Consider the following 23568-nt stretch of genomic DNA (forward strand, 5'->3'; position numbering starts at 1 on the left):
TCCTGTTCAGCTCGGCGCCTGCCGCAGCAGGGCCTTGAGCGCAGTGGCCGGGTCGCTCAGCGCCGCCGGATCCGGGGTGGCCCGGCGGGCGATGAGCAGCTCGGCCAACCGGATGTCCCTGGCCACGGCGTTGCCGGTGCCGACTGCGGCGGCGGACAGCAGCCGGCCGTCGGTCCCGATCCCGAACCGGACCGTCACCCCGTCCGGACGGTGGCGCACCACCTCCTGCGCGGCGGTGTCGGGCAGTCCGGCGATCTGCAGGGTGAGGTCGAACTGGTCGGACCAGAACCACGGAACGGCGGCGAACGGCTGGTCGTCGCCCAGCATGTTCCGCGCCGCCGCCCGGCCCTGGTCCTGGGCGTTGCGCCAGGCTTCCAGGCGGATGCGGCGCCCGCCGTAGAGCGGGTGCGGAAAGGAGCAGCAGTCGCCGGCCGCGAAGATGTCGGGGTCGGAGGTGGTCAGGCGGGCGTCCACCCGTATCCCGTTGTCGACGGCAAGGCCGGCCTTCTCCGCCGACTCGGTCTCCGGTACGGCCCCGACACCCGCCACCACCGTGTCGCACTCCAACACCTCGCCGCCGCCCAGCTCCAGCGACAGCGTTCCGTTCCGGCGCGTCAGCCGTTCCACCGCCGCCCCGCAGCGCAGATCGACGCCCGCCTGCCGGTGGCGGTCGGCCACCGTGGTGGCGATGGCGGCCGGGACCGCACGGCTCAGAGGGCGTGGCGCCGCCTCGATCACGGTGACGGCACAGCCTCGCGCGGCCGCGGCGGCGGCCAGCTCCAGGCCGATGAAACCGGCGCCGATCACGCCGATGCGCGCCCCCGGCCGCAGTCGGTCCCGCAGGACGAGCGCGTCCGCGTGGCTGCGCAGATAGCGCACACCGCCCACGTCGGCGCCGGCCGGCGGCAGCCGCCGGGCCCTCGCCCCGGTCGCCAGCAGCAGCCGCTGGTAGGTGATCCGGCGCCCGTCGGCGAGCACGGCCTGGTGGCGGTCGCGGTCGATGCCGGTGACCTCGACCCCGGCGATGAACTCGATTCCGGCGTCCTGCAGTGCGCGGGCATCACAGAGCGGGGTGGGCCGACAGGCTCCCTCGGACCCGGTGAGTACGGACTTGGACAGGGGCGGGCGCTCGTACGGCAGCACGTTCTCCGCGCCCACCAGCGTGATCGGGCCGGGCCAGCCCGCCTCGCGCAGCTCGAACGCGGCCCGCGTGCCGCACTCGCCCGCCCCGACGACCACCATCCCCGCTGCCGCGGTCCCCGATGCCGTGCCCACCGGTCAGCCGATCTCGATGAAGACGGTGCCGTCCTCGATCCGGACCGGGTAGGTCCGCAGGTCGACGAGGACGGGAGCGCCCGCGGCCCTCCCGGTGGTGTAGTCGAACCGGCCGTTGTGCTTGGGGCATTCGATGGTGTTGTCCATGACCAGGCCGTCGCAGAGCAGCATTCGTTCGTGGGTGCAGTGGCCCGCGGTGGCGTAGAAGTCATCGTCCGGGGAGCGGTAGATGGCGTAGTCGACCCCCTCGTGCTGGAAGGGGACGACGTCCTCCGGTTCGATGTCGTCGGTCTGGCATGCGGCGATCCACTGGGACATCTCGGATGTGCCTCCTTGCGGGCGGGACGCGCGGGCGGGGATGGGACCGGACCTGGTGGTCACGGAACTACAGGGCGAGCGCGCGTCCGTCGGAACGGGCGTGCAACGCAGGTGCTCCCGGCGGCAGTTCGCGCCGCACGTAGTGGGTCGGGTCCTTCAGCTGGCGCAGCACCGCCGGGACGATCTCCTTGTAGGCGGCCCACAGGGAGGGGTACGCGGGTGCCAGCTCGTGCTTGATCTCCTCGTGCAGCTCCGGCAACCGGTGGTAGGGGACCATCGGGAACATGTGGTGCTCGACGTGGTAGTTCATGTTCCAGTACAGGAACCGGTTGACGCGGTTCATGTGCACGGTGCGGGTGTTGAGCCGGTGGTCGAGGACGTTCTCGCCCATCCCGGCGTGCTGCGTGAGGCCGTAGACGTAGAGCATGTAGCCGCCGTACATCCGCGGCAGGCCGACGAACATCGCCGGCAGGATCGAGCCGGTCAGCACGCAGGCGGCGATGACGGCGGCGTAGACCGCCAGCCAGACGCGCGCCGTGCGGAAGACCTTGGCCCGCTCGGTGTCGGGGACGAAGGTGGCCTGCTCCGCGGTGAGCCGTCCGCACGCGTGCAGGACGGTGTCGCGCAGCGCCAGGGGTACGTCGACCAGGCCGAGGAAGTTGGCCAGGAGGCGGGCCAGCCGGGCCGGGCGCATCACCTGGATCTCCGGGTCGCGGCCGAGGATCAGCGTGTCGGTGTGGTGGCGGGTGTGGCTCCAGCGGGACACGGTCGGGTTCCTCATGACCATGAACGAGGCCAGCCAGTACACGGCGTCGTCGAGCCGGCGGTTCTTGAAGGCGGTGCCGTGCCCGCACTCGTGCCAGCGTGAGTCGGATGCCGAGCCGTACAGCACTCCGTAGGCGGCGAAGAACGGCACCGCGAGCCAGCCGCCCCAGAAGAGGGCGCCCAGGGTCCCGAACACCGCCATGGCGCCCAGCCAGATGACCGTGTCGCGGATCGCCGGGTAGTCCGAGCGGCGCATCAGCTCCTTCATCCGGCGGCGCGGCACGTCGCTGCGGAACCAGTCGGTGCCGTCGGCCAGCCCCGCGGCCACCGCGCGGTCGCCCTCAGGGCCGATGAGGTTGTAGCGCCGCAGACGTTCTCTGGACTTCACCATGCATCCCTGTCCTCTCCGTCGAGCGGTCATGCGTGGGTACTGGAGCGCTCTAGTTGAGCGCTCCAGTAGAGCGCTCAAGTACCCGTATGGTGAGAGTGGCCCCATCTCATGTCAAGACATTCGGTTGCAACAAACCGAAACAGACCCGCTCGGAGCGGGCCACTGGGTCACTCCGCGAGACCCTCGGCACGCCGCACCGCGTCGCGGTAGGCCCGCGCCGCGCTGCGCAACGCGGCCTCCGGGTCCACCCCGGCCGCCTCCGCCCGGACCGCCAGGCCCAGCAACTCGTACCCGATGCCCTCCCCCGCAGGCAGCGGTACCTCCAGCCCCGCCGTCCGCACCCGCGACGCCAGCTTCGCCGCAAGCGCGAGGCCCGGCTGGCCGAGGGGGATGCCCTCCGTGACCGAGGTGCGCTGCTTCTCCACCGCCTTGGTGCGCAGCCAGTGCTCCTTGACCTCCTCGGGGGTGGTCGCCGTCTCGTCGCCGAAGACGTGCGGGTGGCGGTGGATCAGCTTGGTGACGATGCCCCCGGCCACGTCGTCGATGGAGAAGGGAGTGTCGGGGTCCTCCTCGGCGATGCGGGCATGGAAGACGACCTGGAGGAGGACGTCGCCGAGCTCCTCGCGCAGCTCGTCGCGGTCGCCGTCCTCGATCGCCTCGACGAGTTCGTACGCCTCCTCGATGCCGTACTTCGCCAGGCCCTTGTGGGTCTGCTGGGACGACCACGGGCACTCGGCGCGGATACGGTCCATGACCTGGACGAGGTCGAGGAGACGGGCGCCCGGCAGGTCGTAGGAGGCGGGGAGCAGCTCCAGCTCCGGCATCTGGACGCGGCCGGAGCCCGCGAGGCGGGCGAGGCCGTCCGTCAGGGCCGGCTCGCCCTCGCCGGTCGCCACGACGACCACGGTCCTGCCGCCGGCGCACACGTCGACCAGCTCCTCGGCCGTCGGCGACGCCTCCTCGACGGTTGTCCCCGCCTCACGCAGATACGGCAGCTGCGGGTGCGCGCCGTCCGCGCACAGCACGCGGTCGGCGGCGTGCAGCGCCTGCCAGGCGGGCCAGGACAGCAGACCGGGCGCGACGCGGTGGCTGGTGGTGAGCAGGACGATGCGGCCGGGGGCGGCGGCCATATCGGAGCCGGTGCCCTGTTCGGGGGTGGGTTCAAAGCTGGGTGCGTTCACCAGGTTCCTCCGAGAATGCCCCGGCCTTCAGGCCGGGGAGGAATCGGACTGCTGCGGAGCAGGACAGGGAAAGACGAGTCGCCGTCAGGGCGATTCGCCTTCTGCCTCGGCGACAGCGCGCTCACCCTCCAGACGGTAGACGATCTCGGAGTTGAGGGACCTGCGGGCGGACTTGGCCTCAGCGACCAGCCACGCATGAAGGTCGACAGGAAGGCGGAGTGTGATGCGTGTCGTCTCATCCATGGCTTCAGAATAGTTGCACTCTGACGGATTTCTGGCGGTAGTGTGACACCATGACGACGCAGCGGAAAACCGGGGACGCCGGGCATGCCCGGTACACCTATCGGCTGCGTGTGTCGTCGACCGCCCACGCGGCGCTGCTCGCCGAGTGGGACCGCTGCCGATGGATCTGGAATGAGTGCGTGGCCAAATCCAAGGCCGCTCACGCCTGGAACCACAACCGGCCCGTGGGCGAGGACAAGCGCACCTGCGGCCCGGCACAACTCGACAAGATGCTGACCGAGGCCCGCGAGCGTACGCCCTGGCTGCGCGAAGGCAGTTCGGTGCCGCAGCAGCAGATCATCCGGGACTTCGGCAAGTCGCGTGCAAAGGCGCAAAAGGACATCGAGGAACGCCTGCCTCTCAAGCGGCGAGCCGGGATGCCCGGGTGGAAGAAGAAGCGCGAAGCGGACCCGACACTGAACTACACGAAGCGCGGCTTCCGCCTGAAGAGCGGCCGCCTGTACCTCGCGGGCGGCATCGCCCTGACCGTGGCGTGGTCCCGCGCCCTGCCCGCCGCACCGTCCTCCGTACGTGTGTACCGCGACAGTCTCGGCCACTGGTACGCCTCTTTCGTCGTACCCGCCGAAGTCCAGCCGCTCCCCACCACCGGCGCGGTGATCGGTGTGGACTGGGGCGTGAAGGAGACAGCGACCACCACTAGCGACGAGTACGATCTCCCGCACGCCGAGCACGGCAGGAAAGCCGCCGCGAAGCTGTCGCGATACGACCGGATGATGGCCCGCCGCAAACCCGCCAAAGGGCAAGCGGCGTCAAAGGGCCACCGCGAGGCCAAGAAACTGCGGGCGAAGGCGTACAAGAAGGTCGCCCGCAAACGGCAGGACACCGGCCGCAAGTGGGCCAAGCGAGTCGTGACTGACCACGACGCCATCGCCGTGGAGGACTTCCACCCAAAATTCCTCGCCAAGACTTCGATGGCCCGCAAAGCCGCCGACGCCGCCATCGGCGCCACCAAGAAGGCCCTGATCGAGATGGGCCGCAAGCACGGGCGGGACATCCGCCTCGTCCACCCCGCGCACACCACCATGGAGTGCGCATCGTGCGGAGCGAGAACCAAGCACGCACTTCCTCTTTCGGAACGTACCTACACCTGCACCGCCTGCGGAGCCGTATCCCCCAGGGACAAGAACTCCGCCCGCGTGATGCTCGTCCGGGCGGGTCTGAACCCGGCTGGTGTCGAGGGCGTAAGACCTCCTGGAGCGCCGCTCCAGGAGGCAGCCTGAGCCAGGAATCCCCTCCCGTCAGGGAGGCGGGCAGTCAAGATTCGAAGCTAACGCCCGACCCGCCGGTCCGGTGCGCGGACCGAGGGGACTGATCAGAGGAGTCGGCAAGAGGAGTCGGCCAGGGGTGGCCGATCGGACGGCGTGGCACCCCTGGTGGGGGCCCGCCGTGGTGCACGCCGCCGCCTCAGATCGCCTAAGAACTCCTAACGAAATGATCTTCGACGTGGTTGGATCACTCTCAGACTGATTACCTGGGGTGGGGTGGCGCGGCCGCAGCCGTGGGAGGTCGATGACGAGCTGTGGGCGGTGATCGAGCCGCTGCTGCCCAAGATTGAGCGACGGACCGGCATCCCGGGCGCAAGCGGCATCCAGACCGGCTGGTGTTCCAGGGCATCCTGTTCGTGCTGCATACCGGGATCGCCTGGGAGCATCTGCCGCAGGAACTCGGCTTCGGTTCTGACATGACCTGCTGGCGCCGCCTGACCGAGTGGACCGAGGCCGGCGTGTGGAGTCGCCTCCACGAGGTCCTCGCCAAGCTGCGCGGTGCGAACGCCCTGGACTTCTCGCAGGCAGCCGTGGACGGCTCCCACATCCGCGCGTCAAAGGGGGAGCCAAGACCGGACGAAGCCCTGTTGACCGGGGCAGGACGGGCAGCAAGCACCACCTGATCACCGATGCCACCGGCATCCCGCTCGCCTCCACTTTGACCGGCGGCAACCGCAACGACGTCACCCAGCTGATGCCGCTCCTTGAGGTCGTGCCGCCGGTGCGGGGCAAGCGTGGCCCGCCCCGGCGCCGCCCGGACGTGGTGTTGGGCGACCGCGGCTACGACCACGACAAGTACCGCCGCATGGTCTGGGATCTCGGCGTGAAACCGCTGATCGCCCGTCGCGGCGCCGAGCACGGCTCCGGTCTCGGCACCCAACGCTGGGTCGTGGAACGCGCGTTCGCCCATCTGCGCTGGTTCCGCCGCCTGCGGATCCGCTGGGAGATCCGCGATGACATCCACGAAGCCTTCCTCACCCTCGGCTGCGCCCTGATCTGCTGGATGAGGCTCCGCCGACTACAGGCAGCATGAGGCGGCACCGCGGGGGTTCAGGGCCCAGTCGCCCCTTCCGCCAGATCCTTGATCGCGGCGAGGCGGTATTCCCACTGAGTGGCGAGGGCGTCCATCCAGTGCATTGCCTGCCTCAGCGGTTGCAGGTCGGCTTCGTAGCGGACCTCCCGTCCGGCGCGGTGGGTGCCTACCAGTCCGGCACGGTCGAGGACGGCCAGGTGTTTGGCCACCGCTTGGCGGGTGACGGGAAGCCCTGCTGCCAGGGAAGTCGAGGTCGCGCCGCCTTCGCGGACGAGGACGGCCAGCACCTCTCTGCGGGTCGGGTCGGCCAGGGCCACCAATACGTCCTCGGGGGCCACTTCACCCTCGGTGGTGCGGGTCATGCCGTGATCTGTTCGCAGTCCGCACGCAGTTGGTCGAGCTTGCCGGTCCAGTTCTGACTGTTGGCGCGCTGCCGGTCGGCGGCCTCGCCGGTGGGCAGCCCTAGGCTCGCGAAGCCGCTCTCCACCATGGTGAGCCGGGTGCCTCCCGCGGAGTCGTCCGCAGCCAGCGTGAACTCGACCAGGGTGGCATTGGTGTCGTCCGGCTCTTCGCCGGCGGCACCCTGGGACCACCGCCAGGACAAGACGCGCGGTGGTTCGACCGTCTCGATACGGGCGGGAATGACACCGTGGATGCCATGGTCGAAGACCAGAAGACCGCCGGGACGCAGGTCGATCTTGACCGGCTCTCCGCTGCCGAACCAGCGGCCGAGGAACGCGGGTTCCGTCAGAACGGACCAGACTCGTTCCCTGGAGGCATTGATCACGATGGCGCGTTCGATCGTGTTGGGGATCATTAGCAACCTCACCTCATCCAGATGCGCTACCCCAAGGTTGCACATCCGGAGTCTCATGCGCAACTAGATGGTTGCGCATGAGATCGGTGGTCGCCCGGACACCCCCCAGCGTCGGACGTCGGCTTTCATTCCGCTAGGCGTTCTAAACCTCACGTCGTCTGCTGCGTCCCCGGCGCCGTGACCTCCCGCACCCACGGTGTCTTCGCGTCGACGCGGCTGCTCTTCTGGACGTCCCAGTTGCCGTAGCGCGGGTTGAGGTCGACGCCGAGGTCCTCCGAGGCCTTGCTCAGGGTCTTCCAGAAGGCGGGATCGGCGGTGTCGGTGCCGAGCTTGGCGGCGAGCTTCTGGGCCTCCAGCTGGAGGCGGAGGTTCTCGTCGAGGCGCTCGGGGGCGATGCCGTACTCCTGCAGCCAGGCCGCCTCCAGTGCCTGGGGGCCGCCGGTCTGCTGCTCCAGGCCGGAGCGCATCTGCTGCATCTCCTTGCGGTTGACGGTCACGCCCGCGTCCTGGGCGGCGCGGTGCAGCACCCGGTCGAGGACCATGTTGTGCAGGGTGTCGCGGGTGAGGGTGCCGGTCTTTGCGATGGCCTGCTCGTACTGTGCGTCGTCCGGGACCGCCGCGCGCTGGGCCTCGCGCACCTCGTTCACCCGGGTCTCCAGCTGGGCGACGGTGATCCGCTGGCCTCCTACGACGGCCGCCGCGCCGGGATGCGCGTCGTTTCCGCAGGCGGTGAGGAGGGGCGCCGCGGCGATCGCGGCAGAGAGGAGGAGCGCGGTGCGACGGCGGCGGTGCAAGGGGGACCTCCCGAGGAGATTGTGCGACAGTGCACAAGGTCTTGCGGTGATCGATGGTAGGCAGTGGCCGAGCTCTGGCCAAGCCATTCGACCAACGATTCACCAGGACTTCGGGCACCGCCGCGCCCGTGCCGCTCAGTGCCGCTCGTCCATGGCGTGCTCGACGGCATCGGCGATGTCCGCACGCAGTCCGTCGCCGGTGGGGACTGCGGTGACGTTCGCACCGGCCGTCCCCGCGCCGTCGCCGACGAGGACGAAGCCCACCTTGCGGTACTGCGGTGCCGTCTGCGCCGCCGCCGTGACCTCGGGCTCACCGACGGCGAGGACGACGTCGCAGGAGCGCTGGAGGAGGCCGTTGAGGAAGGGGCGCGCATTGCCGGTGCTCTGCTCGCCGGTCACCGGCGCGTAGCTCACGCGCGCGTGCGTCTTCAGCGACGCGTCCTGCATGCCCTGCCAGACGGCGGCCGCGGTGGTGCCGGCCGTGATGCCCTGCTCGCCGGTGAGCAGACAGGCGTCGACGTCCGCGTAGGCGCGGGCGCGGGTGTCCGGGATGGGGGGCCGGTCGTCGTGCGAGAAGACGAGCACGCCGGTCACGGCCAGCGCGGCGACGACCGCGAGCGTGCCCGCCGCGAGGGCGATGGTGCGCCCACTCGCCCCGCGCAGCCACGCGGCGACGGCGCGCCCCACGGCGGACAAGCGCTTCGTACGTCCCGCGCGCTCCGTACGTCCCGCGCGCTCCGTCTGCGCCGGGCGCGCCTGGGACACCTGTCTGACCTGCTTGACCACGGACTCTCCCTACTCCCCTGCCTGCCGCCGGATCAGCCGACGACGGCGACCGGCGCGTCCCACGCGTCGCGGTCCACGGTGATCGTGTATCCGCCGCGTGATTCCTTGCTGTTGACCATGTACTGGTGGCCGCGGCTGTGGTTGGTGTATTGCGTGGAGCCCCACGGCCAGTCCGCGGTGGTGGTGTACTGCTTGTCCCACAGCGCGTACCAGAGATTGCCCGGCAGGTCGGTCTTGTTCGTGGCCGTCGCGATGGCCTTGGCGCTGGAGCTGCTGAAGCCGTAGTAGCCGGCACGGTAGATCTTCGCGCGCAGCGTCTTGGTGAAGGAGCGCACGTACGTCAGCACGGCGTCGTTGCACGACTTGTTCGTGATGTCGTACGGCTCCATGTCGAGGTAGATCGGGCTGCCGGCCTTCATGCCGAGCGCCGATGCCTTGGCCACCGCGTCCGCGGCGTCGGTCGAGCCGAGGGAGGCCGCGGTGGTGGCGGTGAGCTTCTCGGGGTTGGAGCCGGTCTGGCAGGGCGGCTGGGCGCCGACGTAGATCGGGATGAGTTTCCAGCCGACGGAGTTGACCGACTTCACCCAGGACGCGGTGAGGTTGGGCTGGGCGCAGCCGCGGTTCCTGCCTCCGACGTAGACGGCGGCGGCGCCGTAGAAGCCGGTGTGCCAGGCCTTCATCGCGGCCGCCGAGGGCGCGGTGCAGGTGTCGAAGGCACGGCCGGTGAAGGTCTTCTGGGCGGGCCAGGTGGTGGCCGCCATCGAGGTCTGCGCCGCGATCCCGGCGCCCGCGACGACGGCGGCGCCCACTGTGGCCCACGCGATGTAACGGCCCTTCTTGGACAGCCGGTGACTGGACATTCCCACCCCATATGCATGATTCACGACGCACGTCACGGCATGTATGACGTGCGGACCAAGGCACTGCAAAAGTCGGCGAATCCGTGGCGGCACCCGCACAATTCAGCTCACGAAGATCGCCTCCCCGTTGCCGCTGAGTCACGCCCGTTGACCGCTTCTCATCACCCTGCACGAACCGCGCGGGTCAAGTGCCGCAGGTACTGCTCCCCCAGTTGGCCGGACTTCTCCATCGCGTCCAGCCAAGCGGCGTCACGATTACCCGACAGCGAAACCTCCAGAGCGGCAAGAGCCTCTTCTTGACGCGCGAAGAACGCGGGCTCCGGAGCGGGAATGCCACTCTTTTCGAGTTGCCAGTCGACGTGACGCGCGAAGCGGGCTACCCACTCCTCAAGAGAGACCGGGGCATCATCAGGCAGATCACCTGTCGCGGATCGGCAGTACAACTCGAGGAGCATGGCAGCGGTATACGGATAGTAGACGTCACCTACCGGATCCTCGTCCAGCACGTCGAGAACTTCACCCAACGAGGATTGGAGCTGCTCGACATCCTCGAGACTCACCGCGTTCTCGTCATCACTGGAGATCTGAGCGAGGCGAATAGATTCAGCCCTTCCAGGAATCCCTCCGGACAGCATGAGCCATTCGTCGGACAGATCAGACTCGAAGATCGGAGCAAAACGCCTCATCGCGACGCGAAGCCTCAGGATTCGTCGAGAATTTTCGAGACTTTCCGGCATGTCCTCTCACCTCCTGCCAAAACTGAAGGAGCGTTGTCCCCACCTGAACTGGAACTTCGGGATGCCCTTGAGGAAGTAGTTGATCCTACCCTTCCAGCTGGCGGGGCCAGTCAATTGTCCCCCCGCATCCCGAATCGAATTTTCGCAGTAGGGACACACATTTCTGCTGGCGCCCCCGTCAATTGCCGTCCACCCCTGGTTTGCGATGTGCTGCAGAGCATTGGCTTCAGCATGCTCGGCCGGGTCGTTCAGCGCCGGCACTTCTCCGGCACGAAGAGCCCCGACCTGCGCGGCTGCCAGCCCATCTCCGCTGGCAGCAATCACGGAGACTACGCCGTCTCCCGTGTCGGCGCGAACCACAGAAACAGTCTGGTTCTTGTATGGCCTGCCTCCATCCCTCGAACCGTCATGAATCGCGCGCCGGATTTCCTCGGCACGGTCGACGTTGTCGCAGTTGTGGACGAGGACCGGCGTGTTTCCGGCTTCCACGTAGTAGGTGTGGAGGCTGCCGATCGTGAGGTCGTACGTCGTGGTGTTGGCGTGGTACAGGCGGATGCCGGTGACCTCGGTGGTGCCGGTCGGGGTCTGGAGGGTGTCTCCGGAGTGGAGGTCCTTGGCGTCGACGAACGCCGACTGGGTCTCGTCGTAGAACGGGTGATGGAACGTCGTCGTCAGGTGCTCGTCCTGTGCGGGCGTCGCGCTGCTGACCGCCGCCACCGGAGCTGTCGCCGGCTCCTGGCCGTGGCCGTGGCTCGCTCCCAGTGCGCCCAGTACCGCCGCCGAGGCCGCGAGGCCGAACGCCGCCTTGCGCGCCACCTTCCGGGCCAGGGATTTCGCCCCGCCTCTCACCGTCTGCTTCGCCGCCGACCCGGGTGTCTTCTTGAGGGTGACGTCGACGAAATCGTGGTCCGTGTGCGTCACGATCACCGCGGTGACCTTGTGCGCCTGCGTACCGGCCGTTCCAGGCACCGAGTTGGTGATCGTGTCACCCACCCGCACCTGGTCGATCGCCTTCGCCGAGCCGTCGGCCATCAGCACGCGCGTCGAGCCCGTGAAGCTGTGCACCGGGCAGCTGTTGCCCGACTCCGACTGACTCCTCGTCCCCGCCCCCTCAGCCTCCGCACGAGAGGCGGCCGCGTCCGTGGCATCAGCCGCCGCGGAATCCCCTGCCTCAGTGGCCCCCTTCCCGAACAACCCGCCCACGGCCTCCATCGCCTTGGGCGCCACCTTCGCCAGCAGCTTCCCGCCGAGCTCACCCAGCTTTCCGCCCGCCGCACCCAGAACCGCGCCCTCGACCGCCGAGCCCGCGAACGCGCCCACGCCGCAGTCACCGCCGCCGTTCTGCGCGCACTTGAAGCCCTGCTCCACCAGTGAGCCGGCCGCGCCCGCGAGCGCCGCGCAGCCGATCGTGCCGACGCCCGCGGTCGCCGCCTCGCAGCCCGCGAACACCGCCGTCGAGACCACGAACGAGGTGATCGCGGCGGCATGGTGCTTCACGAACTTCGCCGCCGTCTTCGCCGCCGAGACCGTCGCGTGATACGCCGTCCGCGTCGCATGGGCGACCGCCTTCGCGGCCTTCTTCACCGCGTGCGCGACCTTGTGGGCCGCGTGCTTGACCGCGTGCACCACGCGGTGCGCCGCGTGCGACACCTTGTGATACGCGGTATGCACCGCATGCACCGCCGCGTGATACACGCGTCTGACATGGCGTGACGCGTAGTGGTACACGCGCCGCGTCACGCGCACCGTCGCGTGGTACACGTCCCGCACGTGGTGCACGATCCTGTGCGCCACGTGCTTGACCGCGTGGACGATCTTCCGTGCCACGTGCTTGACCGCGTGGTAGACCTTGTGCACGACGTGCTTCACCGCGTGCTTGACGTGGTGCACGGCCTTCTTCGCCCCGCACACCACGTCGTACCAGGAGCAGTTGCCCGACTCGTCCGTGCCGGCCATCGGGTTGTCGTCGACGTAGGCGAACGGGTTCGCCGCCACCGAGTTGGGCACCGCGTCCAGCGACAGGCTGTCCTTGTTCAGGAACTGGCCCGTGCCGGGGTTGTACCAGCGCGATGCCGTCCCCACGTCCCCCGAGCCCGGCTCCGTCCAGCCCGACTGGAAGCCCAGCTGACCGGTGACCGTGTCGGTCGGGGAGACCACCTTGCCCAGCGGGTCGTACGACGCCGAGCCCGCCAGGGACGTCGCGCCCGACGTGAACGTACCCACCACGTCGTTGTGCTGGTCCGTCAGCGCCAGCACCCCGCTGCCGCCCGTCGGCTTGACGCCGATCACACCGCCCGCCGGGTCGTACGTGTAGGTGTTGTCGCCGTCCGAGGCGATCGTGTTGTCCGGGCCCGAATAGGCGAAGGTGCGCGTCGACTGCTGCGCGGTGTCCGTGTCGGTGATGTTCCGGCCCAGCGCGTCCAGCGTGTACGACTGCGTCCCGGCCGTGATCTGGCCGCCGAACGCGTCCGTCTTGTAGGCCACCGACCCCGACGCCTGCGATTCCTGCGTCATCGTGCCGCGCGCCGAGTAGCCGTAGGTGTGCGTGCCGTCCGACGTCAGCTCGTCACGGGCGTCGTACGTGTACACGTCCGCGCCGTTGCGGATCCGGTTGCCCGAGGCGTCGTACGCGTACTGCGTCGTGCTCGTGCCGTTGTTCCACGACGTCAGACGGTCCGACCAGTCGTAGGTGTAGGTGTTCGCCGACGCGCCCGACACCCCAGTGGTCGTCTTCGACGTCAGGTTGCCGTTGTGGTCGTAGCCGTACGTGAAGCTCGCCACCGTCGACGCGCCCTGCGTCAGCACATCGCTCGTCAGGTCGTGGGAGCTGTTGTAGCCGAAGGTGCGTGTCTGGCCCGTCGAGCCGTACTTGACCGACTTCAGGTCGTTCAACTGGCCGTAGGTGTACGTCAGTTGTGTGCCGGTCGCCGGATCGTCCAGCGAGGACAGGCGGCCTGCCGTGTCGTAGCCGTACGACGTGGTGCCCGCCGCGTCCGTCCGGGTCAGCATCGACGCGTCGTCGTTGTAGGTGAAGCTGGAGGAGCCGGCCGAGCCCGACGCCGTGAGGACGTCGCTACGGTCGTCGTACGTGAACGCGTCGTGTGTGGCGGCCTGGTGGTCCACCGCGCCCGCGATGCCCGCCTCGTCCGTGTCCGCCGACAGTACCCGGCCGTCCGCGTCGTAGTCGAAGCTGCGCTTCGCCGTCGCCGCGTCCGCGCCGGAGCCGGACATGGTCTTCAGCTGGCCGTTGGCGTCGTACGTCATGGACGTGGTGACACCGCCCGGCAGTGTGGCCGTGGTGAGCTGGCCGTCCGCGTCGTAGGCGAAGGTGGTCGTCGAGTCGGCGGCCGAGGTGTACGTGGCGGTCGTCGGCTCGGTCACCTTCTCCTGCTGGCCCCACGGCGTGTACGTGTAGCGCCAGGAATTGCCCCGGCCGTCGGTGAAGCGGGTGCGGTTGCCCGCCGCGTCGTAGCCGAAGGTCGTGGTGATCGAGGTGAATGCGTCCACCGGCTCGACCTGCTGCGTGATCGTGCTCGCCGCGTCGTACGTCCAGCGTGTGGTGTGGCCGTTCGCGTCGGTCGCCGCCGTCAGGTTGCCCACGCCGTCGTACTGCTGCGACGTCTGGGCGAGCAGGTTGTTGTTCGCGTCGTACTGCTTGTCGTACGCCGGGTCGCCCGCGGCGTTGTAGTCGGTCTCCGTCCAGGTGCCGTCCGCCAGGATCGTCTTCTGCTGGTTGCCCTGGAAGTCGTAGGTGTAGTGGGTGGTGTTGCCCGCGCCGTCCGTCACCGAGGTGACGTCACCGGCCCGGTTGTAGCCGTACGACGTCTGCACGCCGCCCGGCGAGGTGGTCGACGCGGTGTGCGCGCCGTACGGGTTGCCGGTGGTGATGGCGTACGAGTTCGTGGACGTCAGCGTTCTCGTCGACGGATAGCGCTCCATCGTCGTCGAGGTGAGCTGCCTGCCCAGGAAGTCGTACGTCGCCTGCGTCTGCGCGCCCGTGGCGTCCGCCGCCGACAGTTGGTCGCCCGCCGTGTCGTACGTGGCGTGCGTCTTCGAGCCGTCCGGTGCCGTGATCTGGGCGAGGTTGCCCGTCTGGTCGTAGAGGTACGAGGTGGTCCTGCCGCCCGGGCTGGTCTCGGAGGTCTGGTTGCCCTCGCTGTCGTACGTCCACACGGTGGTGCCGGCGTTGGGCGAGGAGGCGCCCGCCGGGGTGTACGACGGCAGTGTCTCGGAGACCTTGTCGCCGTCGGCGTCGTACGCCGTCGTCGTCACCAGACCGTTCGGGTCCTGCTCCTCGACGCCCTCGCCGAAGGTGTTGAAGCCGCTGGTGGTGACGGGGTGCACGGTCGCCGCGGTGGTGCCGTCGGGCTCTGCCTGGACGGCGGGCGCGGTGGTGACCGCGAGGTTGCCCGCCTCGTCGTAGGCGTATGTGGTCGTGTTCTGGTCGGCGTCCGTCGTGGACGTCGGCAGGCCGCGCTTGTCGTACGCGTACTTGGTCGTCTGCTCGTCGGAGGAGCCGACCGTGCCGCCGGTGCGGCCCTTGCCGTACAGCGAGGTGACGTCAGTGGCGGACAGAGCCCGCTGGTACACCTGCACATCGCCGACCGAGCCGGCGACGACGTCGCTCGTGGTGCCGTTCGCCGTCTCGGTACCGCCGATCGACAGCGGCCCGGTGCCGGTCCACGGCGAGGTGTCGGTGGCCGAGCCCGCCTGTGCGCCGTTGATGTACAGCTTCATCGAGCCGGTGGTCGAGTCGAAGACGCCGACCAGGTGCGTCCAGGTGTTCAGCGTCGGCGCCGCGGTGGCCGTGGCGTCGTAGAACGCGGACGGGGAGGCCGCGTCCGAGCTGGCCGCATGGAAACGGTAGGCGTTGTCCGCCTTCGAGTACTGCAGGTAGAAGGAGGCCCGGTTGGTGCCGCCCTGCGCGACGAAGGTGCGGTAGGTGGAGGTGTCGGCGAGGTTGACCCAGGCGGAGACCGTGTAGGAGGCGGTCGTGTCCAGGGCGGGGCTGTTGGTGGCGACGACGCCGCCGGTGCCGGTGGTCGTGCCCGCGAACTTCGCCGCGCTGTCCGACCAGGTCACGCCCGACCCGGCGGTGGCGGTGTTGCCGGTGCCGGAGGCGTCGGTGACATTGCTGCCGGAGGTCTGGTTGAGCTTCCACCAGCCGGCCGGGTGCCCGGAGGCGTCGCCGTACAGCGTCTCGCTGAGCAGGTTGCCCATGTCGTCGTACGTGCTGGTGGTGGTGCGGTCGTAGCCCGAGGAGTCGTGGTCGTTCTCGGTGGCCACCTGGTCGTCCGGGGTGTACGACACCGTGGTCACGCGGTCCACGCCGGTCGGGTCCAGCTCAGTGGACGTGGTGCGGGAGGCCGCGTCGATCGCGTACTTGGTGACGGTCTCGCCGTTGTCGGTGGTGGACTGGGTGAGGTTGCCGGCCGCGTCGTAAACGTCCGACTCCAGCACGTAACTGCTGGTGCCGTCGGCGCTGGTCCGCTTCACCGTCGCGGTCAGGCCGTCGTCGGTGTACGTGTACGCCGTGGTGTTGCCCATCGCGTCGGTGACGGACGCGAGCCGCCCGGCCGGGTCGTAGGCCCGGGAGGACTCCGTCAGCAGGGCCGCCGTCTGCGGGCTCACCGGGTCGCCGGTGTACATCAGGCCCTGCGTGAGCAGGTCGCCGTTGTCGTTGTAGGTGTACCGGGTCTCGTTGCCGGCGCTCGTCACCTCCTTGGTCTTGTTGCCGGAGGTGTCGTACGAGTACGTCGTGGTGTCGCCGTTGGACGCACCCGCGACGGCGTTGGCGTCCGACTCGGTCAGCAGGTGGTCGTAGGCGTCATAGGTCTGGGTCTCGGTGCGTGCGGTGTCGCCGCCGCTCGCGTCGGAGACGGTCTGCGAGGTGACGTTGCCGTCCTCGTCGTAGACGGTCGTGGAGACGGCGGAGTGCGTGGCGCCGGTGACGCGGTCGATGAGGGGCGGGTCGTCCTCCTCGACGACCTGGCCGGCGGCGTCGTAGCGGTAGGTCGTCACCAGGCCGTTCGGGTAGGTGTCGGAGACCACTTTCTGGGTGCGGACCTGGCCGATGCCGTCGTAGGTGTAGGTGGTCACCAGACCGATGGCGTCGGTGGTGGAGGCCACGTCGCCGTTCTTGAGGTACGCCACCTGGTTGGCCGCGCCGCCCGGCGAGACCGTCTTCACCGGCAGACCCTTGGGCACCACGCCGCCGTCGGCGGAGGGGTAGGTGCTGGTGCCGTCGCTGTAGACGGTGGAGGTGGTGCGGCCGCTGGGAAAGCCGGGCACGGCCGGGCCGGTGATGGCGGTCTGGTTGCCGGCCGAGTCGTACGTGTACTGGGTGAGGTACGTGGTGTCGGTGGCCGAGGCCGACCGGCCGTCGCGCTCGGTCAGTAGCTGGTCGTTGCGCGGGTCGGCGGTGGTCAGCTGGGCCGTGGTGTCGTCGGGGTAGTACGTGTAGTACTCGGTGTCGCACTTGTTCGCGGCCTGGTCCTGGCAGGACGTGGAGGACACCACGTTTCCGCGCACGTCGTGACCGGTGATGGTCATGGCCCCGTTGGGGTCGGTCACGGTGTGCTCGAAGCCGGCCGAGTCGTAGCCGAAGCTGGTCTTGTTGCCCAGTCCGTCGATCTCGGTCAGGGCCCGGTTGCCGTTGGTGACGTCGTAGGTGTACGTCAGCGTGGAGCTGGTCGGCGAGGTGACCTTCACCGTCTCCACGGGCAGCAGCCCGGTGGAGTTCTTCGCGGCCTCGAACTGCCCGGCGACGTCCGCGGCGGAGAGCTGGGAGCGGAAGAGGGCGACCTCGGCGACGGAACCCTTGAAGTGGGTCGCGTACCCGGTGTTGCTGGTGGAGCTGGTGTGCGCCTCGTCCGGCCAGTTGCCGCCGTTGAAGCCGGCGCCGACGTAGGTGTAGGTCTGCCCGGACATCGCGGCGGTGCCGGTCTGGGTGCCGACCAGAGTGCCGTCGAGGTACATGGACTGGCTGGTGGCGCTCGTCGACAGCACGACGTGGTGCCACTTGCCGTCGGTGACGGCGGCGGCGGAGGCGAGGGGCTTGGTGGAACCGCCGGAGAAGTAGAACTCGCCGTGCAGCTTGCCGCTGCTGCCCACGTACAGCACGGGCGTGTAGCTCGTGGTCGTGGTGCCCGCGCTCAGCGGGTCCTTGGACGCGCCGAGCAGGACGCCGTCCGCCGTGGTCGTCTTGAACCACATGCTCGTCGACTCCGCGCCGGAGCCCGGCACCGAGTTGCCCGGCAGCGTCAGCGAGGAGGTCGAGCCGTCGAAGGTGGCGGCCTTCTGGTCGCTGAAGGGCCCCGCGGTGCCCAGTGTCACGGCGCCGTAGGTGCCGTTGCCGCCGCGCACCTGGTCCACGGCCGTGGTCGCGCCGGCGGCCTCGCCGAGCCGGAAGTACTCCGAGGGCGCGTCCCCGAGGACGGCGCCGCGGTAGGTGTCGCTGGAGCCGGTGACGGTGGGGGCGCCGAGCGCCCAGCTGCCGCCGTTCTCGTCGGTGAGCTGCGACAGCGCGGTGGTGTTCGTGTCGTACGTCATCGCCGCGTACGTCTTGCCGGACGGCCGCTTGACGCTGTTCAGCAGGCTCGCGCTGTGGGTGCCGTACGTGTAGAGGGCGTTGACGTCGGCCGCGACCAAGGGGCGTTCGTACCAGGCGACGTCCGCGACGGAGCCGTTGAAGTAGGTGGCGTAGCCGGTCTTGTCGGAGGTCGAGGAGTGCGGCTCGTCGGGCCAGCCGCCGCCGAGGAAGCCGGTGCCCAGGTAGTTGAACGACTGGTTCTTGCCGAAGGCGACCGCGCTCTGGATGGAGATCGTGCCCGAGCGCGAGCCGACCTTGGCGTTGTCCAGGTAGAGGCTCTGCGAGTTGCCGGCCGCGGACAGGACGACGTGGTGCCACTTGCCGTCGGCGACGGAGGCGGAGGTGACGATCGGGTTGATGCCGCCGCTGTACCAGAACTCGGCGTTCAGCTTGCCGTCGCTTCCGACGTAGACGGACGGCGTGTAGAAGCCGGCCGCCTGCCCGGAGCCGATCGGCTGGGAGGCGTAGGAGTAGAGCACGCCGGGCCCGGCCGAGGTCTTGAACCAGAGCGAGAGCGCGCCGGAGTCGGTGTCGTTGCCGAGGTTCTTCGGCAACGAGATGTCGGAGGAGGTGCCGTTGAAGCCGGCCGCCGGCGCGGAGGAGCCGGTCAGCGGGCCTGTCTGGCCGAGGGTGACGTTCTCGTACGTGGCGTCGGTGGTGCCCTCGTTGGCGAGAACGGCGTCCTTGGCGCTGGTGCCGGTGGTCTCCGACAGCGGCCAGAAGGCGTGCGGGTCGAGGTCGAGGGCCGCGTTCCGGTAGCCGGAGCCGGTGGTGTAGCCGTACACCGTGCACTTGGTGGTCGACAGCGGCGAACAGACCTTGGTCAGTTGGTCGCCGGTGTAGCCGTAGGTCCACGTCTGGGCCGTCGTCGCGTCGCCGGAGGTGACGGGATCGGTGACGACGCTCGCCACGTGCGCGGCGAGCGCGCCGGTCGGAGTGGACCAGGTGAGGTTGAGGGAACGGGCGGAGACCGCGGAGGTCATCTTGGTGATGTGGCCGCTGGTCCAGGTGAGGTTGACGGCGCGGCCGTTCGCGTCGGTCACCGAGGTCAGGCCGTAGGCGCCGGCACCCAGGGACTGGGTGAAGGTGTAAAGGGTGTCGTCCTTGTCGGTCAGGGTGTAGCCGCCGGTGACCGACGTGAAGGTGGCGAAGCGTCCGTTGCCGGGTGTGAAGGTGCCGTCGCCGTTCTTGCCGTACCCGACCTGGGAGCCGTCGGGGTAGGTCACCTGCACGCTGGCGACCGCGCCCGAGGGGGTGTACTGCTCGGTCGCCCGCGCGTCGAAGATGCTCGACCAGCCGGTGCCGAACGCGCCCGTCCAGCGCGCGTCGCGGGAGTTGTAGTCGCGGTCGACGTCCAGGGACGGGCCGACGGTGGAGATCGAGGCGTCGGTGTCGGAGGTGGTGTAGTTGCCGATGGACGCGTCGAAACCGTGGTCGCTGCTGTTCTGGGACAGACCGGAGGTGATCACGGTCTGCGGTACCTGTACGGACAGCTCGTACGGGTCGGCGGGCGAGTACAGGTTGGTAGTGGAGTCGTACGCCTGCACCTGCCAGCTGTAGTTCTTGCCCCAGGCGAGCTTGCCTGCGGGCACGGTCCAGTCGCCGGTGGAGACCAGGCCCGAGTCGGCGACCTTGGTGCCGGCCGCGTCGTAGACCTGGAACAGGTACTGGTTGCTGCTGCCGCTGGTGGAGTTGGCGCCGCCCGCCCAGGCCGTGAGCTCCGGGGTGGTCGTGCCCACGACCGCGTTGTCGGCCGGGAACTGCTCGTACAGCTGCGGGGCGGTGTTGCCGGTGTACGTGACCTCGATCCAGGGGCCGTTGCTCGGGTCGTTGAAGGAGCCGAACTGCTTCCAGTGCAGGGCGTCGGCCGTCGACGCGTACACCGCCAGGCCGTGGTCGGCGCTCGTGCCGCTGAACCAGCCCTGGATCGCGGACGTCGACAGCGGGACGGAGACCCAGTCGCCGACGGTGCGGTCGGCGGCGGTGTTGGCGCAGGCGTGCGGCACGCTCGGGGTGGCACCGCCGATGGAGGAGCCCTTGGACGGGCCGGGGTAGCTGGTGACGCCCTCGGGGGTCCAGGCGCTGGTCACGAGCGCGACGTCGAAACGTTCCGCCGTGCAGGTGGAGGCCCAGGTGTCGAACAGGTGCAGGTTCGCGGAGGTGACGGTGGCGTTGCTGCCGTCCCAGGCGGTGTCCCAGTGGTTGACGAAGCTGTTGGCGGAGTGGGTGCCGGAGTCGTAGGAGCCGACCTTGACGGTCTGCTCGTAGGAGTGGTCGCCGGCGGCGCCGGACTCGGCGTAGGTGGTGGTCCAGCCGTCGTCGACGGTCGGGTCGACGGTGACCGGGAAGACGCGGTCCTCGGCGTGCAGCCAGGCGCTGTCGAGGGTCACCTTCAGCGCGTAGCCGTCCTGGTCGTGGACGAGCTCGGTGGTGACGAGGTGGGTGGTGGCCGGGTCGCCGGAGCGCGGGTTCACCTTGGAGTCGTAGGCGTACGCCGGAGGGATGCGCTCGACGGTCTCGCCGGCCGGGTCGCGGAGGTCGATCCAGCCGTTTTCGGTGTGCTGGACGGGTGTGAGGCCCTCAAGGGTGAGGGGGAAGGTCCAGGAGTTGTCCGCGTCCGCGGAGTCGAGGACCACGGACTCCTTGACGCCGGTCGCCGTGGGGGCGAGCTTCAGGTCGGTGGCGTCGAGGACGTGTCCGTACGTGACGGTCGAACCGTCCGCGGTGCCCTTCACGGGGGCGGCGCCCTTCAGGGCGTACGCGACGCGGTGCTTCGTGTCGGTCGCGAGGGAGGCGAGCGCGGGGTCGGTGGCCCGGGCGGCGAAGTCGACGGCGAGGGAGTTGGCCCGCTCGTGCCAGCGTCCGTCCGGACCGGCCCGCACGTCGATGTCGATCGGCGCCCATCTTCCCTTGCCGACCTGGTAGTTGACCGGGCTCGGGGATATTCGGCGGGTGACGGAACCGTCCGCGTTGTCGTAGACGGTCTCCGTCCGCGAGGACCGGGTGGCGCTGCGCTTGCTGGTCTTGGCGTTGAAGTGGGCGGTGCCGGCGCTGCGGCCCTGCTTGGTGGCCGGCGTGTGCGCCCGGTAGGCGGGGAGTTCACCCTTGCCCTTGCCGGGGGCCCGGCCCGCGCCGCGGTGGGCGGCGGTCGCGGCGGCGGACACCTGATGGCGGTGGCCGGCCGCGGTGCCGGACTGCTGGTGCGGCAGTTTGCCCCAGTGCGGGTCCGTGAACCAGGACGCCAGCGAGGCGAGGCTCAGGCTCGGCAGGTCGACGCTGCCCAACTCCAAGCCCTCGGCGACGGCCTGGTTCGTCGTCAGCATCAGGGCCAGGGCGGTGAGCACGAGCATCGCGACACCGCGCAGCGCACGACGACGGGAACGGCGTGCGCCGACCACCGGTCTGTGGCGGCGCAGACGGTAACGGCGTGCGCCGACCACAGGTCTGTGGCGGCGCGGACGGCGACTCAACGACCGGACAGGCAGCACGGCGTGGACTCCAACGATCAGGGAAAGCGACACGAAGCTCGCCGATCTTGCCCGCTGTGAACGACCTGTGGACAGAGCCGAGGCGCGATCTTGCACCTGGCTTGACCGCCTCTTACTCAACCTGACCGATTTGCCAACGCTTGCCCGTTTGCGACCGGTGGCCGCCTTTGCGAACTCCTCAATCAGGCCACACCGAGTCTTCACGCATGAGGTGCTCTGATGGAGCGCCGCGCGCGGCCCGGACGCGTCGATTCGTCAGCACGTGCGGCTTTCCGGTCAACCTCGGCGGGCTTGGTGTTTCTTGATCGACTCGGCTTGCGTTCGACGGTCTTGCCGGCGTCGGGGGGCTTGGCGCGCTGCTTGCTCTTCGAGCCGGGCGGCCGTCCGGGGTCCGGGGTCCGGGGTCCGGGCGGGAGAGTTTCAGTGCGGCGGCCGGGATCTGCGGTGGCTCGGGTGCCACGCTTTGCGGCCGGGTTCAGGACTCGGTCCCGCCGCCGGCGAAGCGGACAGGAGATACGAGAGCGATGCGAATCAGGCCGGGCTCGGGCGGTGGGGCATCGTAGACATAGGTGACGGTGAGGGCCGGACGCAGGTCCGTGCCTTCCAGCCGCGTCGTGTAGATCTTCATCCCTGCGACAGCGCTGCGGGCGCGCCGACCTAGCGTCGGGTTCTTCTCCAGCTCGGCGCGCAGGGCCTCAACGGCTTCGAGAGCTCCACCGCCGATGGCCTGGCAGCGGGCGCGGGCCTCTTGTGTGATCTCGGCGATGATCTGCTGTGGCCCCTCGGTCACTGGGTGATTCCCCGGGCCGCACGGATTTCGCCGACGGCCGCGGCGATGGCGGCATCGAAGCCGGGGTCCCGGCGGGCGATGATCCGGCCGCGGAACTCCTCGACCAGGCGGACGATGCCCGTGAGGTCGGCGGGGTCGGCGTGGTTGATCTCTCGGGCCAGTTCGGCCTCGAAGTCGTCGGCATCGCCGGGGAAGCCGTAGCCCATGGTGAGGGCGGCGCGGAGTTCGCCGATGGTGCGCATGGGGGGCAGGTGGGGCGGGCCGGAGTCTGCCGGGTGTGTCGTCATGACGGTCGTGGCTCCCGTTCGTGTTGTCGGTTTCACGGTACCGGTGCGCGATGCGCCGCGCTGTGGCTACGGCCGGTCGATCCCGAGCTCGTAGGCCACCGCCCAGCGGGCATCGGGGTTCCGCGTCCGCACCGGACGATCGCATCGAGTCAGGATTGCTACAGCCCTTCGGATCCGAAATATCGAGAGATCCGCTAAATGCGACAGAAATCGACGGATTCTCCTACCTGCGTTTTGCTACACTCCTGCAGTTCGGAAAGGCTTCATGTCGCTCCATTCCCAGAACAGCTTTCCCGCTGCGCGCTGTTCACTCATCAGCGCCACCAGAGGACCTGGATCCCCGCCTTCCGGAATGTTAACGGCCACATGGCGGTCACCGCTCCACTCCCGGCCGAAGCCCTCGCGCTGAGCCAGTGAGTTCACTCGATCTGCGAGGGCGACCACCTCCGCGTCAGTAAGCCCCGGCACAATCAAGGCACGCATTGTCCGGTGACCGCCGGAAGAGACAACCTCCGTCAGCGTATCGTTCTCGTCGATCCGTACGACGTCGAACAACGAAAGTCCGTAGATGCGGAACGGAATGCATTGCATCACGAAAAGACCATCATCGCGATGGCCGAGCCAGATCTGCTCCAACTGATCTGGGAAGCCGAAAGGTGCGAGGTCCACCATGGCGATGCGCTGCCGATCGGACAGGATCGCTGGGTCGTCGTGAACGATGTAGGTCTTGCTCACAAAATCACTCCTGAGGCTCTCTGCCAGCATAAGCGGGCCAGGCACCCCAGCAGGACGCCGAGGTGCCTCCGGTTCGGTAGCCCGGGTCGTCAAACGAAGAGAGCCGAGGCCGCACCCCCTTGAGGACCCAGCCCCGCCCCCGGTACCGCACG

General features: G+C 69.1%; 16 protein-coding genes and 1 pseudogene. 2 read left to right on the forward strand and 15 right to left on the reverse strand.

The features are described 5' to 3' along the window. Window positions 1–6: 6 nt before the first annotated feature. The 5 genes from Q4V64_RS20710 to Q4V64_RS20730 form a co-directional block, all read right to left on the reverse strand. Window positions 7–1275: an FAD-dependent oxidoreductase gene (locus tag Q4V64_RS20710; protein WP_216377639.1), complete on the reverse strand. Its 1269-nt coding sequence runs from the start codon at window positions 1273–1275 to the stop codon at window positions 7–9. Window positions 1276–1278: 3 nt separating this feature from the next. Beyond that, on the reverse strand, window positions 1279–1593 hold the full coding sequence (locus Q4V64_RS20715; RefSeq protein ID WP_124441642.1) for a MocE family 2Fe-2S type ferredoxin: 315 nt from the start codon (window positions 1591–1593) through the stop codon (window positions 1279–1281). Window positions 1594–1660: 67 nt separating this feature from the next. Then, the gene (locus Q4V64_RS20720) at window positions 1661–2749 is read right to left on the reverse strand and encodes a fatty acid desaturase family protein (RefSeq protein ID WP_216377638.1); all 1089 of its coding nucleotides are present in this window, start codon (window positions 2747–2749) and stop codon (window positions 1661–1663) included. A 167-nt stretch (window positions 2750–2916) separates the two neighbouring features. Further along, window positions 2917–3930, reverse strand: coding sequence for a nucleoside triphosphate pyrophosphohydrolase (locus Q4V64_RS20725; protein WP_124441641.1), 1014 nt, complete (start codon window positions 3928–3930; stop codon window positions 2917–2919). Between the two features lie 84 nt (window positions 3931–4014). Beyond that, window positions 4015–4173 (reverse strand): Arc family DNA-binding protein, encoded by a 159-nt coding sequence (locus Q4V64_RS20730; RefSeq protein WP_124441640.1) that lies wholly within the window; start codon window positions 4171–4173, stop codon window positions 4015–4017. Between the two features lie 50 nt (window positions 4174–4223). Here Q4V64_RS20730 and Q4V64_RS20735 point away from each other — a divergent pair, with 50 nt between their 5' ends. Together Q4V64_RS20735 and Q4V64_RS20740 are read left to right on the forward strand one after the other, a co-directional pair. Then, window positions 4224–5453: an RNA-guided endonuclease TnpB family protein gene (locus tag Q4V64_RS20735; protein ID WP_124441639.1), complete on the forward strand. Its 1230-nt coding sequence runs from the start codon at window positions 4224–4226 to the stop codon at window positions 5451–5453. Between the two features lie 261 nt (window positions 5454–5714). Beyond that, a pseudogene (locus tag Q4V64_RS20740) lies at window positions 5715–6531 on the forward strand (IS5 family transposase). Window positions 6532–6548: 17 nt separating this feature from the next. On the opposite strand, the gene Q4V64_RS20745 reads toward Q4V64_RS20740, so the two are convergent. The 10 genes from Q4V64_RS20745 to Q4V64_RS20790 all read right to left on the reverse strand — a co-directional run bounded on the left by Q4V64_RS20745 (window position 6549) and on the right by Q4V64_RS20790 (window position 23416). Further along, the gene (locus Q4V64_RS20745; RefSeq protein WP_124441638.1) at window positions 6549–6893 is read right to left on the reverse strand and encodes a metalloregulator ArsR/SmtB family transcription factor; all 345 of its coding nucleotides are present in this window, start codon (window positions 6891–6893) and stop codon (window positions 6549–6551) included. Beyond that, window positions 6890–7348 (reverse strand): SRPBCC domain-containing protein, encoded by a 459-nt coding sequence (locus tag Q4V64_RS20750; protein WP_172629313.1) that lies wholly within the window; start codon window positions 7346–7348, stop codon window positions 6890–6892. Before Q4V64_RS20750 ends, Q4V64_RS20745 begins: the two co-directional genes overlap by 4 nt. 149 nt (window positions 7349–7497) lie before the next feature. After that, window positions 7498–8142 (reverse strand): SurA N-terminal domain-containing protein, encoded by a 645-nt coding sequence (locus Q4V64_RS20755; RefSeq protein ID WP_124441636.1) that lies wholly within the window; start codon window positions 8140–8142, stop codon window positions 7498–7500. Between the two features lie 135 nt (window positions 8143–8277). Further along, complete coding sequence (locus Q4V64_RS20760) at window positions 8278–8928, reverse strand: hypothetical protein (protein WP_124441635.1); 651 nt, start codon at window positions 8926–8928, stop codon at window positions 8278–8280. A gap of 32 nt (window positions 8929–8960) precedes the next feature. Continuing rightward, complete coding sequence (locus Q4V64_RS20765; protein WP_124441634.1) at window positions 8961–9788, reverse strand: glycoside hydrolase domain-containing protein; 828 nt, start codon at window positions 9786–9788, stop codon at window positions 8961–8963. A gap of 161 nt (window positions 9789–9949) precedes the next feature. Then, window positions 9950–10525: a hypothetical protein gene (locus Q4V64_RS20770; protein WP_124441633.1), complete on the reverse strand. Its 576-nt coding sequence runs from the start codon at window positions 10523–10525 to the stop codon at window positions 9950–9952. A gap of 6 nt (window positions 10526–10531) precedes the next feature. Continuing rightward, window positions 10532–21466 (reverse strand): LamG-like jellyroll fold domain-containing protein, encoded by a 10935-nt coding sequence (locus Q4V64_RS20775; protein WP_124441632.1) that lies wholly within the window; start codon window positions 21464–21466, stop codon window positions 10532–10534. 613 nt (window positions 21467–22079) lie between these two features. Beyond that, a complete protein-coding gene (locus tag Q4V64_RS20780; RefSeq protein WP_124441631.1) occupies window positions 22080–22394 on the reverse strand; it encodes a hypothetical protein in 315 nt (104 codons plus the stop codon). Then, window positions 22391–22681 (reverse strand): hypothetical protein, encoded by a 291-nt coding sequence (locus tag Q4V64_RS20785; protein ID WP_124441630.1) that lies wholly within the window; start codon window positions 22679–22681, stop codon window positions 22391–22393. The genes Q4V64_RS20780 and Q4V64_RS20785 overlap by 4 nt, the downstream gene beginning before the upstream one ends. Before the next feature lie 237 nt (window positions 22682–22918). Further along, window positions 22919–23416: a DUF4265 domain-containing protein gene (locus Q4V64_RS20790; protein ID WP_172629312.1), complete on the reverse strand. Its 498-nt coding sequence runs from the start codon at window positions 23414–23416 to the stop codon at window positions 22919–22921. Window positions 23417–23568: the final 152 nt, after the last annotated feature.

This window comes from Streptomyces sp. NL15-2K (assembly GCF_030551255.1).
In the GTDB taxonomy this organism is placed as follows: Bacteria; Actinomycetota; Actinomycetes; order Streptomycetales; family Streptomycetaceae; genus Streptomyces.

What these genes read in the sequence shown, in the direction of transcription:
- Q4V64_RS20715 (WP_124441642.1), bottom strand. Translation starts at nt 1,593, where the DNA reads ATGTCCCAGTGGATCGCCGCATGCCAGACCGACGACATCGAACCGGAG.
- Q4V64_RS20720 (WP_216377638.1), bottom strand. Translation starts at nt 2,749, where the DNA reads ATGGTGAAGTCCAGAGAACGTCTGCGGCGCTACAACCTCATCGGCCCT.
- Q4V64_RS20730 (WP_124441640.1), bottom strand. Translation starts at nt 4,173, where the DNA reads ATGGATGAGACGACACGCATCACACTCCGCCTTCCTGTCGACCTTCAT.
- Q4V64_RS20735 (WP_124441639.1), top strand. Translation starts at nt 4,224, where the DNA reads ATGACGACGCAGCGGAAAACCGGGGACGCCGGGCATGCCCGGTACACC.
- Q4V64_RS20745 (WP_124441638.1), bottom strand. Translation starts at nt 6,893, where the DNA reads ATGACCCGCACCACCGAGGGTGAAGTGGCCCCCGAGGACGTATTGGTG.
- Q4V64_RS20750 (WP_172629313.1), bottom strand. Translation starts at nt 7,348, where the DNA reads ATGATCCCCAACACGATCGAACGCGCCATCGTGATCAATGCCTCCAGG.
- Q4V64_RS20765 (WP_124441634.1), bottom strand. Translation starts at nt 9,788, where the DNA reads ATGTCCAGTCACCGGCTGTCCAAGAAGGGCCGTTACATCGCGTGGGCC.
- Q4V64_RS20770 (WP_124441633.1), bottom strand. Translation starts at nt 10,525, where the DNA reads ATGCCGGAAAGTCTCGAAAATTCTCGACGAATCCTGAGGCTTCGCGTC.
- Q4V64_RS20775 (WP_124441632.1), bottom strand. Translation starts at nt 21,466, where the DNA reads ATGCTCGTGCTCACCGCCCTGGCCCTGATGCTGACGACGAACCAGGCC.
- Q4V64_RS20785 (WP_124441630.1), bottom strand. Translation starts at nt 22,681, where the DNA reads ATGACGACACACCCGGCAGACTCCGGCCCGCCCCACCTGCCCCCCATG.